The following is a 15,009-nucleotide window of genomic DNA, read 5'->3' on the forward strand; positions in this document are numbered from 1 at the left end:
GGCCATGAGCGTGTCCCCACCCCCGTCCCACTCCGAGCCGCAGGCGGCCCCCGCGCTGACCCTGACTGACCTGTCCTGGTCGGTGGGGGGCGCCACCATCGTCGACCGGGTGACCATGCACGTCGCAACCGGCGAGTTCATCGCAGTCATCGGCCCCAACGGAGCGGGCAAAACCTCGCTGTTCAACCTGGTCTCGGGGCTGACCCGCCCCACCGGCGGGCGAATCCTGCTGGGCGGGACCGATGTCACCACCGAGCGTCCCTACCAGCGCACTCGACGCGGCCTGGGGCGCACCTTCCAGACCTCCAGCGTCTTCGCTGACCTCAGTGTCGAGGAGAACGTGGATCTGGCCGCCCAGGCTCGTGCCGGCGGCTCGCACCGGTTCTGGCGCCGGGCCGCGGCTGCCGGCGGGCTGGGCACCACCGAGGTGCTGGAGCTGGTGCGTCTGGACCACCGGCGGGCCGCCACGGCCGGCGGGCTGTCCCACGGCGACAAACGCAAGCTGGAGCTGGCGCTGCTGCTGGCGCGCGGTCCCGAGCTGATCCTGCTGGACGAACCCATGGCCGGAGTCAGCGCCGGGGAAGTCGGTGAACTCACCGCCGTCATCCATGCAGTACAACGCGAGCGCCACTGCACCGTGCTCATGGTCGAGCACCACATGGAGGTGCTGCTGGACATGGCCGACCGGCTGGCCGTCATGCACCACGGGGAACTGCTGGCTTTCGCCGCCCCCGAGACCGCCATGGCCGACCCCGACGTACAGGCCGCCTACCTGGGGGAGTCGTTGTGAGTGCCCTACCTGCCCAACCGCCGCTGCTGCGGGTGTGCGGACTGCACGTACGCATCGAGGGGTCCCACATCCTACAGGGCGTGGACCTGACGGTGCCCGCCAGCGGCGTCACCGCCCTGCTGGGCCGCAACGGCGTGGGAAAGACCACCACGGTCAAGGCCATCCTGGGACTGGTGCCGCGCACCGGCGAGATCCGCCTGGACGGGCGCGACATCACCGCCAGCCCCACCCACGAGATCATCCGCTCCGGCATCGGCTACGTGCCCGAGGATCGGGGCGTGTTCAAGGCGCTGACCGTGGCCGAGAACCTGCGTCTCGCCCACCGGCGCGGCGTCGAGCCCCGCTACGGCTTTGTCCACGAACTGTTTCCCGAGCTTAAGCAGCGCGCGACCCAGGCCGCCGGCACGCTTTCGGGGGGCCAGCAGCAGATGCTGGCCACCGGTCGGGCGCTGCTCAACGACAACCGGCTGCTGGTGGTCGACGAGCCCACCCAAGGCTTGGCGCCGCGCGTCGTGACCGAGGTCGCCGAGGCCATGGCGCGCGCCGCCCAAGAGGTGCCGGTGCTGCTGGTCGAACAGAACCTGGCGCTGGTGCGCCGCGTCGCCCACCGTGCCGTGGTCGTCGACGCCGGCCGGGTCGTCCACACCGGTCCGGCCGCCGATCTCCTGGACGACCCCGGCCGTACCAGGGAGTTGCTCGGAGTCGCCAAAGGGCCGGCGCAGCGCTTTGCCGCGCCGGCGACACAGAGGGAGGACCGTTGAGCACTGTCGTGCTGCTCCTGGCGACCGGCCTGGGCCTGGGGGCGCTGTACTTCCTCGTCGCCTCGGGGCTGTCGCTGATCTTCGGGCTGATGGACGTGCTGAACTTCGCTCACGGCGCGTTCCTAACCATCGGCGCCTACGCCACATGGTGGGCCTCGGTGAGCCTGCCGTGGGCCGCAGGGAGCGGATGGGGGTTCGTGGCCGCCGCGGCGTTTGGTACCGCGGCCGGCACCGTCGCCGCCACCCTGCTGGAGCTGTTCATCATCCGTCCGCTCTATGGACGCCACCGCGAGCAGATCCTCGTCACCGTCGGGCTGAGCCTGGCACTGCCCGCCCTGGTGCAGGCGATATGGGGAGCCGACCCCCTGTCGTTCCCGCGCCCCGACCTGGTCAGGGGGACCGTGCCGGTGCTGGGCGTGGCGATCCCCAACGACCGTGTGCTGTTGATCGTCGTGGCCGCGGCCGTGCTGGCCGCGCTGCTGGTGTTCGCCGGCCGCACCCGCTACGGGTTGATCGTGCGCGCCGGGGTGGAGGACCGTGCCATGGTCACCGCTTTGGGTATCGACGTGCGCAAGGCGTTCACGCTGGTATTCGCGATCGGCGGCGCGGCTGCCTCGCTGGCCGGAGCCCTCAGCGGGCTCTACTTCGGCGTGGTGACTCCCACCCAGGGGGTCTCGCTGCTGATCTTCGCCTTCATCGTGGTGGTCATCGGCGGCACCGCCTCCATCACCGGCTGCGCCGTGGCCGCCGTCACCGTCGCGATGATCCAGCAGTTCGCCAACTACTACACCGTTGCCGGGCTGGGCGACATCGCGGTGGTCGCGGTGCTGGCCACGGTGCTGCTCACCCGTAAGGGCGGGTTGACCAAGAGGGTCGCGGAGCGGGTGGCCTGAGGTGTCCCCTCGTTTGCGAGGCGGGCAGCTCTGCCCGCCCTGCCGTACGGCCCGCCACCTGAAGCGCCGCCTCGGCGCAACGCGAGCCCCGCGCCGTCTCCGCCCGGTTACACCGTCCCCGCCGGCGACGCGATCGGCGGCGCCGGCCCGACCGGTCGCGCTGGCTTCCCCGCTGCCGGCGGGATCGCCCGCCCACGCCCGCCCACTTCCGGGCCTCGACCGCCCGCACCCCGTTCCCGCGCAGAAAGTAGTGACATGCCTAGCCACGCTTTTCCCCGTTGGTCTGGCAGTTTCCAAGACATCGGCCGGAGGTCCCGGTGAGTAGGGAGACCCAACCGGCCTCGGCGCCTGCCCGCGGGGCCGCCGTCGAGGAGACGCGAACCGACCCCCCGACCACCGCCGCGCCAGAGCCACCGGCGCGCCCTCGTGCCCGGTGGCGCCTGCCCCGATGGGCCGTGCCCGCCGCCGTGGTGGCACTGCTGGCCCTGCTGCCGTTTTCCACGCTGCCGATCCCCGGTGTCGTCGATGGCCCCCTCAACAGCTCCGCCACGTTGCACCTGCTCGCCACCTGTCTGGTCTTCGCCGGGCTGGCCACCAGCTACGACCTGCTGTACGGGCGACTGGGGCTGCTGTCCTTCGGTCACGCCCTCTACTTCGCCGCCGGCGCCTACTTCGCGGCACTGTTGATGGAGCTGCTGCGGTTGCCGTTGGTCGCCGCCGCGCCCCTGGCCATCCTCGGCGGCACCCTGCTGGCGCTACTGCTGGGAGCGGTCTCGCTGCGGGTCTCGGGCATCGCGCTAGCCATGGTCACCCTGGCCTTCGCCCAGGCCGGTTCGATCCTGGTGACCCGCGACCCCGGTCGGGCCACCGGCGGCGAGGAGGGCATGTCGCTGGACCCCCACCTGGTGCCCGATCCGCTGATCGGCGTGGTCAACACCGCCAACCTGTACTGGCTGGCCGCGGGGTATGCGATCGTGGCCGTGGCCGTGGTGTGGTGGCTCGACACCACCCCCACCGGCCGGGTCTGGCGTGGAATCCGCGCCAACGAACAGCGAGTGGCGGTCTTGGGCATCAACCCCTACCCCTACAAGCTCGCCGCCTTCACCGTCGGCGCTGCCTTGGCCTCGGCCGGTGGCGTGGCCTACCTGCTGGTGCTCGGCGGGGTCACACCGACGGTCACCACGGCCGAGTTCACCCTGACCCTGCTGGTCATGGTCGCCCTAGGCGGGGCGGGTACCCGGTGGGGGCCGCCGCTGGGAGCGATCGTCTACACCTATGTCGACCACCGGCTGCTGGAGTTGGCCGCCTCTGACAGCTTCGACGCCCTGCCCGCGGTGGTGCGCGCCCCGCTGTCGCAGCCGCTGTTCATCTTGGGCAGCCTGTTCGTCGTCATGGTGTTCTTCTTCCCCGGCGGGCTGGCGGCCCTGCCTGGGCGTCTCCGGGGCGCTTTGCGGGACCGCCGCCCACAGTCGCCGCGGGCCGCCGACGCCACACCCTTCAGGAGGTCGCGATGATCCCACCCACCCCCGTCGAGTTGAGCGTCCCGGTCCACGGGGGCGGCCTCACCGCCCTGCGCTGGGACGGTGGTGAGGCCGCCGCTGCCGCGTTGCCGGTGCTGGCGGTCCACGGCATCACCGCCAACGCCCTGTCCTTTGGCGCCGTCGCCGCCCACCTGTCTGCCAGGGCCACCGTCATCGCCCCTGACCTGCGCGGTCGCGGCGCCAGTCACGAGCTGCCCGGCCCCTACGGGCTGGGCAGCCACGTCGAGGACCTGGTGGCGCTGTTGGACCATCTCGGGATCGACCGCGCCGTGCTCGCCGGACACTCTATGGGGGCCTTCGTGGCGTGCCTGGCGGCGGTGCGCCACCCCGACCGCTTCGCCGCCGCCGTCCTCATCGACGGCGGTTACGGGCTCCCGGCCCCGCCGGGAGCCGACGTCGACCACCTCCTGGGGCCGGCCATGGCTCGGCTGCACATGGAGTTTCCCGATCGCGACGCCTACCGTGACTTCTGGTGCCGCCACCCCGCCTTCACCAGCCCGTTGGACCCGGCGGTGGAGGCCTACACCCAACGCGACCTGGTCGGCCGGGAACCCCACCTGCGCTCGTCATGTTCGCTGGAGGCGGTACGCACCGACGGCGCCGACTTTCTCACCGACCCGGAGGTACTGGGAGCGGTGCACCGGCTGCCCTGTCCTGCGCTGCTGCTATGGGCGGGCCGAGGGCTATTGGACGAAACACCCGGTCTCTACACCGAGCAGCGGCTGGCCGCGCTGGCCGGCACCGGAGTGCGCACCGAGTCCTTCGGCGACGACAACCACTACAGCATCCTGTTCGGCGCCAGCGCCGCCGCCCTTGCCGAGCGCATCGCAGGGGAGGCGCAGGCCGCAGGGTGAGCTGCGGCGGTGCTGCCGTGCCGGTCGTGGGCGTCACGGCCGGTACGGTCCGGCGCCCTCCTCCTCGTCGCCCAGCCCGCCCTGTAGCAGCGTGTGCAGCCGCAGCGCCAACTGTAGCTCTAGCGCCCGCTCGGGCTCGTGCCAGTCGGAGCCGATCAGTCGGCCCACCCGCTCCAGCCGCTGGGTCACGGTGTTGACGTGGATGTGCAGCGCGTCCTTGGTCCTGGCCAGGCTGGCGCCGCAGGTGAAGTAGGCCCGCAGCGTCTCCACCAGAGCCGTGTCGCGTCGGGCGTCGTAGTCGAGCAGTGGCCCTAGCACGGAGTCGACGAAACCGGCCACGTCACGGTCGCCTCCCAGTAGCAGCCCTAGGAATCCCAGGTCTTCGGGTGCGGCCACCTCGCCGTGGCGCCCTAGCGCCACCAAGGTGCGCAGACACCGCAGCGCCTCAGCGTGGCGCGCGCTGAAGCTGGCCAACCCCGTGGTGGGCCCGGCGGTTCCCGCGGTGACATCCGTACCCACCGCGGCCCGCAGTGTCCGCACCACCGTGTGACCCACCTTCGTGGCGGTCGAGCCGGGCAACGCCAGCACGGTCGTGCCGGCGCGCGTTCCCGCCAGCCCGCCGGAGGTTTCGGCCAGGTGCATCGCTGCCGCGCGCAGCCGTCCCTGATGGGCTTCGGGCGCCTCGACCACTACCACCGCGTGCCCGGCGTCCAGGTCGGCTCCCAGCCGTTCGGCCCGACGACGCAGCCCGTCGGGGTCGCGCCCGGGGGCTTCCAGCAGCGCGTCGAGTAGGTCTCCGCGCACCCGGTTCTCGGCCTCGCTGGCCGAGCGGCGCATCACCAGCAGCAGGGCGATGACCATGGCCGCCCGCTCCAGGATGCGCTGGTCGGCCCCGTCCAGGGTGACCCCTTCGAGGACCACGGCCCCCAGTGCCTCGCCTCCGGCCATGGCCGCTGCCACCCAGCCGCCGTCGCTGGTAGGCACCGCCCGACCGCTGGACTGCGACGCGCCCACCGCCTCGGCCAGTTCCGGGGCGGCCAAGCGTTCGGCGTGCATCGAGGCGTCGTAGACGGTGACCGCGCCCCCCAACACCGCGCTCACCGCCGCCTCTACCTCCTCGACACCGCCGCCGTGCAGCACCAGGTCGGTGAGCCGGTCATGGGCGTCGGCGGCCCGCTCCACCGCCCCGCTGTGGCGGGTCAACCGCTGGTTGACCTCGTTGAGTTCTTCCAGCGCCGACCGGGTGCCCTCGATCAGGTTGGCGGTGTCGATGGCGATGGAGGCGTGGGTGGCCAGCGAGCCCAGGAGCGCCACCTCGGCGTGGGAAAAGGGGCGCTCGCGCCGGTTGGCGGCGAACAGCACCCCGATGACGCGGCCGTTGAGCTGTAGCGGCACGCCCAGGATCGCGACCAGGCCCTCGTCGCGCACTCCAGAGTCGATGGTGTCGGTGTGCACGAAGCGCGCGTCGGTGAAGTAGTTGGCCGTCACGTAGGGCAGTGCGGTCTGGGCCACCAGGCCGCCCAACCCCTCACCGGGCCCTAGCCGCAACTGCTGGAACCGTGCCGAGACCGATCCGGAGGTGACCCGCATGGCGGTGTCGCCGTCGGTCACGCTGGTATCGCGCAGGGTTAGGTAGGCGACGTCGGTGCCTAGGAGCGTGCGCGCCCGATCCACGATGGCGCGCAGCACCTGGTCCAGGTCGCGCATGCCGGCCAGGTCGTTGGCGGTCTCGAACAGGGCGCTGAGTTCGGACTCGCGTCTGCGCCGGTCCGACAGCACGGTGCGCACCCGCAGCGCTAAGAGCTTGGCTTCCTCCAGTTGAGCCAACTCCTCGCGGCTGCGCCCCTGGGCGCGGGCCTGGACCAGCGGACGCTCGTACTCCACCGCGGGGGCGTCGCGCAGCAGCAGCCGCAGGAACTCCACATGGGGGTCGTCGCCCTCGCCGTCGCCGGCTCCGGGCGCGTTGGGCGTGTCCTCACTCAGCTTGCGTTCCATGCACCGTCTATGACTAGGGATGATCCGTTGACAAACGACGCTTCAGGGCGGCACAGGTAGGCCACCATGGCCGCGACCTCTTCGGGTTCGATGAGGCGCTTGATGGGGGTGCGCGCCAGCAGCACCGAGCGCACCACCTCCTCCTCGGGGACCTCGTGGGCGCGGGCCTGCTCGGCGATCTGGCGCTCCACCAGCGGCGTGCGCACGTAGCCGGGGTTGATGCAGTTCGAGGTGACACCGTGGGCAGCCCCCTCCACCGCAGTGACCTTGGAGAGTCCTTCCAGCCCGTGCTTGGCCGAGACGTAGGCCGCCTTGTAGGCCGAGGCGCGCAGCCCGTGCACCGAGGAGATGTTGACGATGCGCCCCCACCCCCGCTCGTACATGTGCGGCAGCGCCGCCCGCACCAGCCGAAAGGGGGCCTCCAGCATCAGCCGCAGGATCAGCGAGAACCGCTCGGGAGGAAACTCCTCGATCGGCGCGACCGTTTGCACCCCGGCGTTGTTGACCACGATGTCGGCGCCCTCTGCGACCTCTCCGGCCGCGTCGAGGTCGCTCAGGTCCACCGGGAAGGCGGTTCCCACGCCGGACTCGGCGAGGGGAACCAGCGCTTCAGCGTCCCGGTCGACCAGGCGTACCGTGGCTCCGGCCGCCCGCAGCCGCTGCGCGCAGGCTCGGCCGATGCCCCCGGCTGCGCCGGTGACCACCGCGGTACACCCGCGCAGGTCGAGTCCGGCCTCGACGCCGGCCATCTCACCCGGCATAACCGGGACGGAGGCGACGGCGGCGTCAGGGGTGGCGGAGTCGGAGGGGACAGGTGCGGTGGCGCTCACCTGGGGGGATTCGCGGGTCGTCATGGACACAATCTAGGGCCCCCTCTCGCCGAGGCGGATAGCCGTAGCACCCATAGCTCCGGAGATAGATATATGGTCCACCACCATACCCGCTGGACGCTGTGCGCGTCGGCCATAACAGGCAGCGACGAACTGGAGACGAGGCACATGTAATTCACATCACACTGCTTCTAGTCTCCGTGGCACACGTCACACATACTGTGAAGGAGTGAGCCTGTGCCACGCTCGTATCCCGTAAGAACCCCCTTTCTGGTCACGCCCCTGCTCGCCCTGGCCGTGACGTTGGTCGTCGCCCTGCTCGCCGTGGCCACCGGCGCACCTCGCGCCGAGGCCGCCTCGCTACAGCGCGTCTCCTCGTTCGGCACCAACCCGGGCGGGCTGGGGATGTACACCTACCTCCCCGACGACCTGCCCTCGGGCGCTCCAGTGGTCATCCTGCTGCACGGCTGTAGTCAGGACGCCGCCACCTACCACGACAACTCCGGTTGGGACCGCGTCGCCCGCGAACGCGGCGTCGCCCTCGTCTACGCCCAGCAGCCCAGCGGCAACAACGCCTCCTCCTGTTTCAACTGGTTCCAACCCGGCGACACCGCCCGCGGCTCCGGTGAGGCCGCCTCCATCCGCCAGATGGTGGACTATGCCGCCGACACACTGGGCGCCACCGGCCCCGCCTACGTGTCAGGGCTGTCGGCCGGTGGGGCCATGGCCTCGGAGGTGCTCTCGGCCTACCCCGACATCTTCGCCGGCGGCAGCGTCGTCGCGGGCCTGCCCACCGGCTGCGCCGACAGTATGCTCGCGGCCACCACCTGCATGTCGGGAGGCGAGCAGCGCAGTGCCGAGCAGTGGGGCGAGGAAGTGCGAGACAAGAACCCCGGCTACACCGGACCGTGGCCGCGCGTGGAGATCTGGCACGGCAGCGCCGACTACGTGGTGGATACAGCCAATGCCGAGGCCTCGCGTGCCCAATGGGTCAACGTCCACGGCGCCTCCCCGACGCCCGGTCGCACCGAGCAGCGCCCCTCGGGCACCGTCACCGAGTACTACGAGGCCGACGGCGAAGCGGTGGTCGCGCTGTCCACGGTCGCGGGCATGGGACACGGCACCCCGGTCGACCCCTCGGCCGGCTGCGGCAGCGCCGGAGCCTACTTCCTCGACACCCTGTGCTCCGCGGCCTACACCGCCGACTTCCTGGGCATCGACACCGATGTCCCCACCCCCACCCCCACGCCCACCGCGACTGCGTCCCCGAGTCCCACGCCAAGCCCCACCCCCACCGCGCAGCCGGGCACCTGCGTCACCGACGACAACTACGGCCACGTCACCGCCGGCCGGGCCCGCCACCACCTGGGGCATGCCTACACGGTGGGTGGTGACGACGACTTGGGCCTGTTCAACACTTGGGTGGTGACCTCGGTGCACGAGAGCGCCCCCGGCCACTGGATCGAGGTCTCAGGCTGCTGACCCTCCCGCCGGCCCGTAACAGGGACGGTCGATCGCGGACGGGTCGTCCGCAGAGGTGGGCCAAGCAGTGTGGGAAACCCACACACCGGCCGCTCAGCACCGTGAACATCGGCCATGGCCCACCTCACAGGCCGTCCCTACGATGTCGTTCGCGCATCCGTTCCTTTGAGTGGTGAAAGACGAGTGCCCATGTCAGCAGAACCCTCCCCCGGGGCCGTTCCGAAGGCCCAACGTGGTTCGTTCGCCAAGGTCGTGGCTTCCAGCCTGATCGGCACGACTGTCGAGTGGTACGACTTCTTCCTCTACGGTTCAGCGGCGGCCCTGGTCTTTGGAGCCGTCTTTTTCCCCGACTCCGACCCCCTCACCGGTATCCTGCTGGCCTTCGGTACCTACGCTATTGGCTTTGTGGCCCGACCCCTGGGCGGCTTGGTATTCGGTCACTACGGTGACCGCATCGGCCGTAAGAAACTCCTGGTCATCAGTTTGCTCATGATGGGAGGCGCCACTTTCGCGATCGGGCTGCTGCCCACCTACGCCACCGTCGGCGTGGCCGCGCCCCTCCTGCTGATTGGGCTGCGCCTGATCCAGGGCTTTGCCTTGGGCGGAGAGTGGGGCGGCGCGGTCCTGCTCGTCTCCGAGCATGGCAGCGCCAGCCGCCGTGGGTTCTGGGCCTCCTGGCCCCAGGCCGGGGTGCCCTGCGGCAACCTACTGGCCACCGCCGTGCTCGCGGTGCTGGCCGTGGTCATGTCCGACGCCTCGTTCGAGTCCTGGGGATGGCGCATCCCATTCCTGCTCTCGGGCGTCTTGGTGATCGTGGGCCTGTACGTGCGCATGGCGGTAGAGGAGTCCCCGGTGTTCACTGCGGCGGCCCAGCGCGCCGAGCAGGCGCGCGCCCGCCAGGAGGCCGCCGAGCGTGCCCCCTTGCTGGAGGTGCTGCGTCACCACTGGCGCCAGATCCTGGTGGCCATGGGCGTGCGGCTGGCCGAGAACATCTCCTACTACGTCATCACCGCCTTCATCCTGGTCTACGCGGTGCAGCAGGCCGGCATCGACAACAGTGTCGTCCTCAACGCGCTGCTGGTGGCCGCGGCCGTTCAGCTCGTCTCCATCCCGATCTGGGGCGCCCTGTCGGACCGGTTCGGCCGCCGACCCGTCATCGCCTTCGGCGCGATCAGCACCGGCGTGTGGGCGTTCGCGTTCTTCCCCATCATCGACAGCGGTGGTTTCGTGGCGGTGCTGGTGGCTGCCGCGGTCGGCCTGGTGCTGCACGCGGCCATGTACGGCCCCCAAGCCGCGTTCTTCTCGGAGCTGTTCGGTACCCGCACCCGCTACTCGGGGGCCTCGATCGGCTACCAGTTGGCCTCCATCGTGGCCGGTGGGCTGGCTCCGATGATCGCCACCTGGCTGCTCTCCCAGTTCGGTACCGCGCTGCCGGTGTCGATGTATGTGGCCGTGGCCTGCGTGCTGACCATGGTGGCGGTCGTCGTCTCCGCTGAGACCCGCGGTCGCGACCTGGCCGGCATCACCGGCTCCACCGCCCAGCCCGAGAAGGTCACCTAGCCGCTCCGGCCCTGCCGGGAGGACGGTCGGGTTCGCTGCTCGCCGGGGCGGGCCCGACCGCGACACGGCCGCGTTCCAAGACTGCACCGAAGCCGGCAAGCTCCCGGGCCTGGACCGGCTGCTGAGTAAGGATTTCCAGCACCGCGAACCCGGCCGCACCTTCTTGTTCCACCAGATGGGCACGTTCAACGCCGCCGGGAGGGGCGAGCTGCGTCACTCCTCCCCGAGGGCGCCCCAGCCGGGGCCAGCGCGCGGCGGGTCAGTCGAAGGATTCGGCGAGGCCCGGGGTGAGCCAGTGCAGCCGGTCGGCGAGACCGGCGGCGGCGAAGCGGGCGCTGATCTCGCCGCGTTCCTCAGTGAAGTGCTCCCAAGAGCTGTAGTGGATCGGCAGCACCCGCCGCGCCTGCAACGAGCGCGCCAACGCCGCTCCTTGGGCAGCGTCCATGCTGATCAGCTCGCCGCCGCCGAACGCCTCGAAGCGGGCCGCCCCCAAGTGGAGCAGCGCGGTGCCGATCTTGAACCGCCGGGCGATCTTGTCCAGGTCGGGGATGTAGACGGTGTCGCCCGAGATGTAGATCGCCTCCTCCTCGCCGGGCACCTCGACGATGAAGCCGGTCACCTCCCCGATGGGGCCGTGGAGGCCCGGCGTGCCGATGATCCGCAGCGTGGTGCCGTTGCTGGACAGTTCGTGGGTGGCCCACGGCGCCAGCCCCACGGCTCGGTCCCCGAGCCGCTTCGCCCCGCTGGGCGTGGTCAGGACCGGGCGCCCCGGTAGCAGGGTACGCCCGGTGGCGTCGAGGTTGTCGACGTGGTCGTCGTGGCTGAGCAGCACGGCGTCCACGGGAGGCAGGTCGGCGATGTCGATCGCGGGTCCTTGGGTGCTGCGCAGGACCACGGGTCCGTAGTCGTAGACCGCCGGCGCCGCGTCAAACACCGGGTCCGTCACCAGGCGCACGCCACCGACCTCCAACAAAACGGTCGCGGTACCGATGTGGGTGACGCTGATCTCCATGGTTGTTCCTTGCTGTAGTGAATTGCTTTCGTTGAGTCATGGCGTGGCCGCGGCGTCGACGCCACGCGGCGGCGTCGACGGGCCTGGCGGGGAGGGCGGGCCCGCCGCCGCGGGTCAGGGCGCACTGGCGCGGAAACGCAGCCGGTACTCGCCGGGTGTGGTGCCCAGCCGGTCGCGGAAGCTGCGGTGCAGCGTTTCCACCGACCTGAACCCGCAGCAGCGCGCGATGTCGTCGAGTAGTCGGTCGGTGCGTTCCAGGAGCCGTCGCGCCGCCTCCAGGCGGAGTTGCTCCACGAACGCTCCCGGCGTGCTGCCGGTCTCGGCGCGAAAGACTCGAGCGAAGTGGCGTTCGCTCATCGACATCCGCGCGGCCAGAGCCGGCACCGACAGGTCCTCTCGCAGGTTCTCGCCCATCCACCGCCGCAGCCGGCGCAGGTCCTCGCGGCCACCGCGGTCATGGGTCAGCGGCACGCTGAACTGGCTCTGCCCACCGGGACGCTGCACGTACATGACCATGATCTGGGCGACCCGCAGGGCGACCCGGTCGCCATGGTCGGCCGCGACCAGCGCCAGCGCGAGGTCCATGGACGAGGTGATGCCGGCGCTGGTCCACATCCGCCCCGACTGGACGAAGATCGGGTCGGTGACCACGTCGATCTCGGGGTAGTCGGCGGCCAGTCGGTCGGCCGTGGCCCAGTGGGTGGTGGCGCGGTGGCCTGCCAGCAGTCCGGCAGCCGCCGTCAGGTGCGCCCCGGCGCATACCGAGGCGACCCGCCCCGCTGTGGGCCCCACGCGCCGCAACCACGCCACCGCCGCCGGGTCGACCTGCGGCAGTGCTCCCTGCGGGCCGATCGTCACCAAGCCCGACACCAGGAGCGTGTCGGGCCGGTCCCGGCACTCGGCGAAGGTCTCCTCGACGCTCAACCCGATGCCGGAGAACGTGTTCACCTGTCCTCGACGCTCGCCGACCGTGCGCACCTCATAGGGCGGCCGTCCCGCCGGCATGACCTGGGTGGCCAACGAGAAGACCTCGGCCGGGCCGGTGACGTCCAGGGCGTTCATGCCCGGAAACATCGCGACCAGGACCAGGTGGGGCAGTGAAGCCGAAGCGCTCATGTCTTGACTTTCGCTCACCGCACGGTTGGCTGCAATGTCAGGAAACTGCAAGATCCGGACATGGCTGGGTGGCCGCGTCAGTCCAGCAGGGCGAGGCCGTGGGTCCGGGGGTCGTTGCGGTGGTTGCGTTGCGGGTGCAGCCGCAGGGTGAGCGCGTGGTTCGCCGGGTTGTAGCGGGTGTAGGCGGCGAGGTCGGCGGGGGTGTAGCCCGCTGCCAGCGCCGTGGCTAGGGCACCGGCTCGCAGGGAGGTCGCCGAGAGGCTGGCTGTGGTGAGATCGGCGTGGCGCGCTCGCCGCCGCACGATGTCGCTGAGTCCCCGCACGGTGAGGCGCCCATCGCCGCGGTGGCCCGACTGGCCCGCCAGTGTGTCGCTTTCCCCCGACACGCGCTGGTTGCGGTCGACCCGGCGAAATATCGGTCCGGCAAGGATTCCTCGTGCGGCTAGCAGCTCGCGCCATTCCCAGAGCGCGGTGGCGGGGCACACCCGTGGATCGCTGTGGGCGGGCAGGAACACGCCTTCCTCCTCGCCCGCGTTGCCACCGGGGGATAGGCCCAGTAGCACGACTCCGTTGGCGCCGTGCAGTAGCTCCTTGAGGTCGACGCGCAGGAGATCGGCGGGCCAGGCGGCGGTAAAGAACCCGGTGAGCAGGAGGGCACGGTCCCGCAGACCGGTCGCGGTGGCCCCATCGAGCGCATCGATGAGACGTTTCAGCTCTCGCGGGCGCAGGGAGCGCGCCCCTTTGATGCCTACGGTGGGCCGGTCGTCGACAGCGGTGGGCAGCGGGGGACACGTGGGGGGTGGTACGCCCGCGCCGCGGTGGACGTGGCGGATCGAGGTCAGGGCCCGTTTGATCGTCGCGGGGGCCGATTTGTGCTCGCTGAGGTAAGAGACGTAACCGGCCACCGTGTGGTCGGTCGCGGGCAGTTCGGTGAGTCCCCTGTCGTGACACCACTGCCGGAAACGCTGCATATCGGCGTGGTACCGCAGTTGGGTTTGCTGCGACACCTTATCGTTGTCCGTTTTTAGGGGCATTGTTCCCATTTCGGGTTTTGTGTGCGTTTTTTAGGCATGGTGCTGACTTCGCGTATTGTGCGTTGCGGAAGTCAGTGCGCTGCGATCACAAAGTATACGTAGCCCTTCTGCACGTGCAGGCGCATGGCAAGGTGCTGCCGGCCGCAGGGAAAGCTGGGTAAACTGCTCTCACGAATCACCCAGTGCGCGCGTGCATAGCTGATTTCCGAGGAATCAATCTCCGATAGGGCGAATAGAGGATCGCCGATGACACAGATATGTCGCTTTACTCGCCGAAGAGGCGTGTTTCGCCGGAGGGCACCACTGCATTTGGTGTAACTCTTCCGCCCCCCTCGTCGCGGCCCTAATGTCTGACGTCTAGCTCCGTGCGAGTGGGGCGCGAATCGCGGGAACACGGTAGCGACGACGTGCGTGCCCGGGCTCGAATCGGCCGAGCGCGCCACGCTGTCCCCGCCAGGTTTGCTTGGTGGCTTACGTTCGGCGCTCCCCACGGTCGGCTCCTGTCGTGGGGCAGCAGCCGTGTGACCCGCGTCGCGGTCATGCGCAGGGGCGTGTGGTCCGTGCGCTGCCGGCGGCCGGTCGTGTCCCATTGCGCATTCCTTGGTGAACGCCAGTGGTTCCGCGGTTATGACTCCCTTCGGTCGGCCGAAGGGCGCTGGCGGTCAAGAGGCCGTCAGACGTTCACCCGAGAGGAATTCGCATGCTGTGGAATTCTGCCTATGTGGGAAAGCACCGCAAGGAATCGTGGCCCTACGACGAGCTTTCCGTAGCGAGTATACGGTTCGTCAGCGTTGACGTCACGAACGTATGCGGCCATAGCAGCGGTGTGGGTCCCGGCCTGCGCGTCTGTCTGGAGGTCCTCGAAATAACCGTGACCTCGCCGCGGCACTAGGGCCGAGACCCACCGAATACGGGCTCTCGAACGTCTGACGCCCGGCAAAGCTCGGCGTTCGAGGGCCCTCTTTTCCGTGCGCATAGCAACCGTCGACTCATCGATACACGTCGCTACCGCAGCACACAGCCCAAAACGTACCAAACACAGCGAAAACACAGCCGCCATCGCCACGTAGGGCACAGGTGGCCTGTTCGCGACGCCCACGACTGTGCCATGGCGGTTCGGTGCTTCGGGGCAAAGCCAACC

13 protein-coding genes are annotated in these 15,009 nt (G+C 70.1%); 8 read left to right on the forward strand and 5 right to left on the reverse strand.

What is annotated here, in order from left to right:
* The first annotated feature begins 4 nt into the window (after nucleotides 1-4).
* The 5 genes from ABD848_RS12170 to ABD848_RS12190 all read left to right on the forward strand — a co-directional run bounded on the left by ABD848_RS12170 (nucleotide 5) and on the right by ABD848_RS12190 (nucleotide 4,839).
* Complete coding sequence (locus tag ABD848_RS12170; protein WP_344971074.1) at nucleotides 5-790, forward strand: ABC transporter ATP-binding protein; 786 nt, start codon at nucleotides 5-7, stop codon at nucleotides 788-790.
* A complete protein-coding gene (locus ABD848_RS12175) occupies nucleotides 787-1,551 on the forward strand; it encodes an ABC transporter ATP-binding protein (protein ID WP_344971075.1) in 765 nt (254 codons plus the stop codon). Before ABD848_RS12170 ends, ABD848_RS12175 begins: the two co-directional genes overlap by 4 nt.
* Complete coding sequence (locus tag ABD848_RS12180) at nucleotides 1,548-2,444, forward strand: branched-chain amino acid ABC transporter permease (RefSeq protein ID WP_344971077.1); 897 nt, start codon at nucleotides 1,548-1,550, stop codon at nucleotides 2,442-2,444. The genes ABD848_RS12175 and ABD848_RS12180 overlap by 4 nt, the downstream gene beginning before the upstream one ends.
* Nucleotides 2,445-2,761: 317 nt before the next feature.
* Complete coding sequence (locus ABD848_RS12185) at nucleotides 2,762-3,958, forward strand: branched-chain amino acid ABC transporter permease (protein ID WP_425567514.1); 1,197 nt, start codon at nucleotides 2,762-2,764, stop codon at nucleotides 3,956-3,958.
* A complete protein-coding gene (locus tag ABD848_RS12190; RefSeq protein ID WP_344971079.1) occupies nucleotides 3,955-4,839 on the forward strand; it encodes an alpha/beta hydrolase in 885 nt (294 codons plus the stop codon). The genes ABD848_RS12185 and ABD848_RS12190 overlap by 4 nt, the downstream gene beginning before the upstream one ends.
* A gap of 33 nt (nucleotides 4,840-4,872) precedes the next feature.
* Here the strand turns inward: ABD848_RS12190 and ABD848_RS12195 are convergent, their stop codons facing one another.
* Nucleotides 4,873-6,834, reverse strand: coding sequence for a helix-turn-helix domain-containing protein (locus tag ABD848_RS12195; protein ID WP_344971081.1), 1,962 nt, complete (start codon nucleotides 6,832-6,834; stop codon nucleotides 4,873-4,875).
* Entirely contained in the window at nucleotides 6,819-7,688 is an 870-nt protein-coding gene (locus ABD848_RS12200) for a 3-hydroxybutyrate dehydrogenase (RefSeq protein WP_425567516.1), read from the reverse strand. The genes ABD848_RS12195 and ABD848_RS12200 overlap by 16 nt, the downstream gene beginning before the upstream one ends.
* Nucleotides 7,689-7,901: 213 nt before the next feature.
* Between ABD848_RS12200 and ABD848_RS12205 the strand changes: the two genes are divergently transcribed.
* Together ABD848_RS12205 and ABD848_RS12210 are read left to right on the forward strand one after the other, a co-directional pair.
* Complete coding sequence (locus tag ABD848_RS12205) at nucleotides 7,902-9,146, forward strand: extracellular catalytic domain type 1 short-chain-length polyhydroxyalkanoate depolymerase (protein WP_344971083.1); 1,245 nt, start codon at nucleotides 7,902-7,904, stop codon at nucleotides 9,144-9,146.
* Nucleotides 9,147-9,335: 189 nt separating this feature from the next.
* Entirely contained in the window at nucleotides 9,336-10,706 is a 1,371-nt protein-coding gene (locus ABD848_RS12210) for an MFS transporter (protein WP_344971085.1), read from the forward strand.
* 259 nt (nucleotides 10,707-10,965) lie between these two features.
* On the opposite strand, the gene ABD848_RS12215 is transcribed toward ABD848_RS12210, so the two are convergent.
* From ABD848_RS12215 to ABD848_RS12225, 3 genes are all read right to left on the reverse strand, one after another.
* The gene (locus ABD848_RS12215) at nucleotides 10,966-11,718 is read right to left on the reverse strand and encodes an MBL fold metallo-hydrolase (protein WP_344971087.1); all 753 of its coding nucleotides are present in this window, start codon (nucleotides 11,716-11,718) and stop codon (nucleotides 10,966-10,968) included.
* A 114-nt stretch (nucleotides 11,719-11,832) separates the two neighbouring features.
* Complete coding sequence (locus ABD848_RS12220; protein ID WP_344971089.1) at nucleotides 11,833-12,834, reverse strand: GlxA family transcriptional regulator; 1,002 nt, start codon at nucleotides 12,832-12,834, stop codon at nucleotides 11,833-11,835.
* Nucleotides 12,835-12,911: 77 nt separating this feature from the next.
* On the reverse strand, nucleotides 12,912-13,841 hold the full coding sequence (locus ABD848_RS12225) for a site-specific integrase (RefSeq protein WP_344971091.1): 930 nt from the start codon (nucleotides 13,839-13,841) through the stop codon (nucleotides 12,912-12,914).
* Nucleotides 13,842-14,568: 727 nt separating this feature from the next.
* On the opposite strand from ABD848_RS12225, the gene ABD848_RS12230 reads away from it, so the two are divergent.
* Complete coding sequence (locus ABD848_RS12230) at nucleotides 14,569-14,760, forward strand: hypothetical protein (RefSeq protein WP_344971093.1); 192 nt, start codon at nucleotides 14,569-14,571, stop codon at nucleotides 14,758-14,760.
* The last annotated feature ends 249 nt before the right edge of the window (nucleotides 14,761-15,009 follow it).

This window comes from Salinactinospora qingdaonensis (assembly GCF_039539445.1).
GTDB classification, from domain to species: domain Bacteria; phylum Actinomycetota; class Actinomycetes; order Streptosporangiales; family Streptosporangiaceae; genus Salinactinospora; species Salinactinospora qingdaonensis.

Bases quoted from the DNA above. Each gene is read 5' to 3' on its own strand.
- ABD848_RS12170 (WP_344971074.1), top strand. From the start codon at position 5: ATGAGCGTGTCCCCACCCCCGTCCCACTCCGAGCCGCAGGCGGCCCCC.
- ABD848_RS12190 (WP_344971079.1), top strand. From the start codon at position 3,955: ATGATCCCACCCACCCCCGTCGAGTTGAGCGTCCCGGTCCACGGGGGC.
- ABD848_RS12195 (WP_344971081.1), bottom strand. From the start codon at position 6,834: ATGGAACGCAAGCTGAGTGAGGACACGCCCAACGCGCCCGGAGCCGGC.
- ABD848_RS12200 (WP_425567516.1), bottom strand. From the start codon at position 7,688: ATGACGACCCGCGAATCCCCCCAGGTGAGCGCCACCGCACCTGTCCCC.
- ABD848_RS12210 (WP_344971085.1), top strand. From the start codon at position 9,336: ATGTCAGCAGAACCCTCCCCCGGGGCCGTTCCGAAGGCCCAACGTGGT.
- ABD848_RS12215 (WP_344971087.1), bottom strand. From the start codon at position 11,718: ATGGAGATCAGCGTCACCCACATCGGTACCGCGACCGTTTTGTTGGAG.
- ABD848_RS12220 (WP_344971089.1), bottom strand. From the start codon at position 12,834: ATGAGCGCTTCGGCTTCACTGCCCCACCTGGTCCTGGTCGCGATGTTT.
- ABD848_RS12230 (WP_344971093.1), top strand. From the start codon at position 14,569: ATGCTGTGGAATTCTGCCTATGTGGGAAAGCACCGCAAGGAATCGTGG.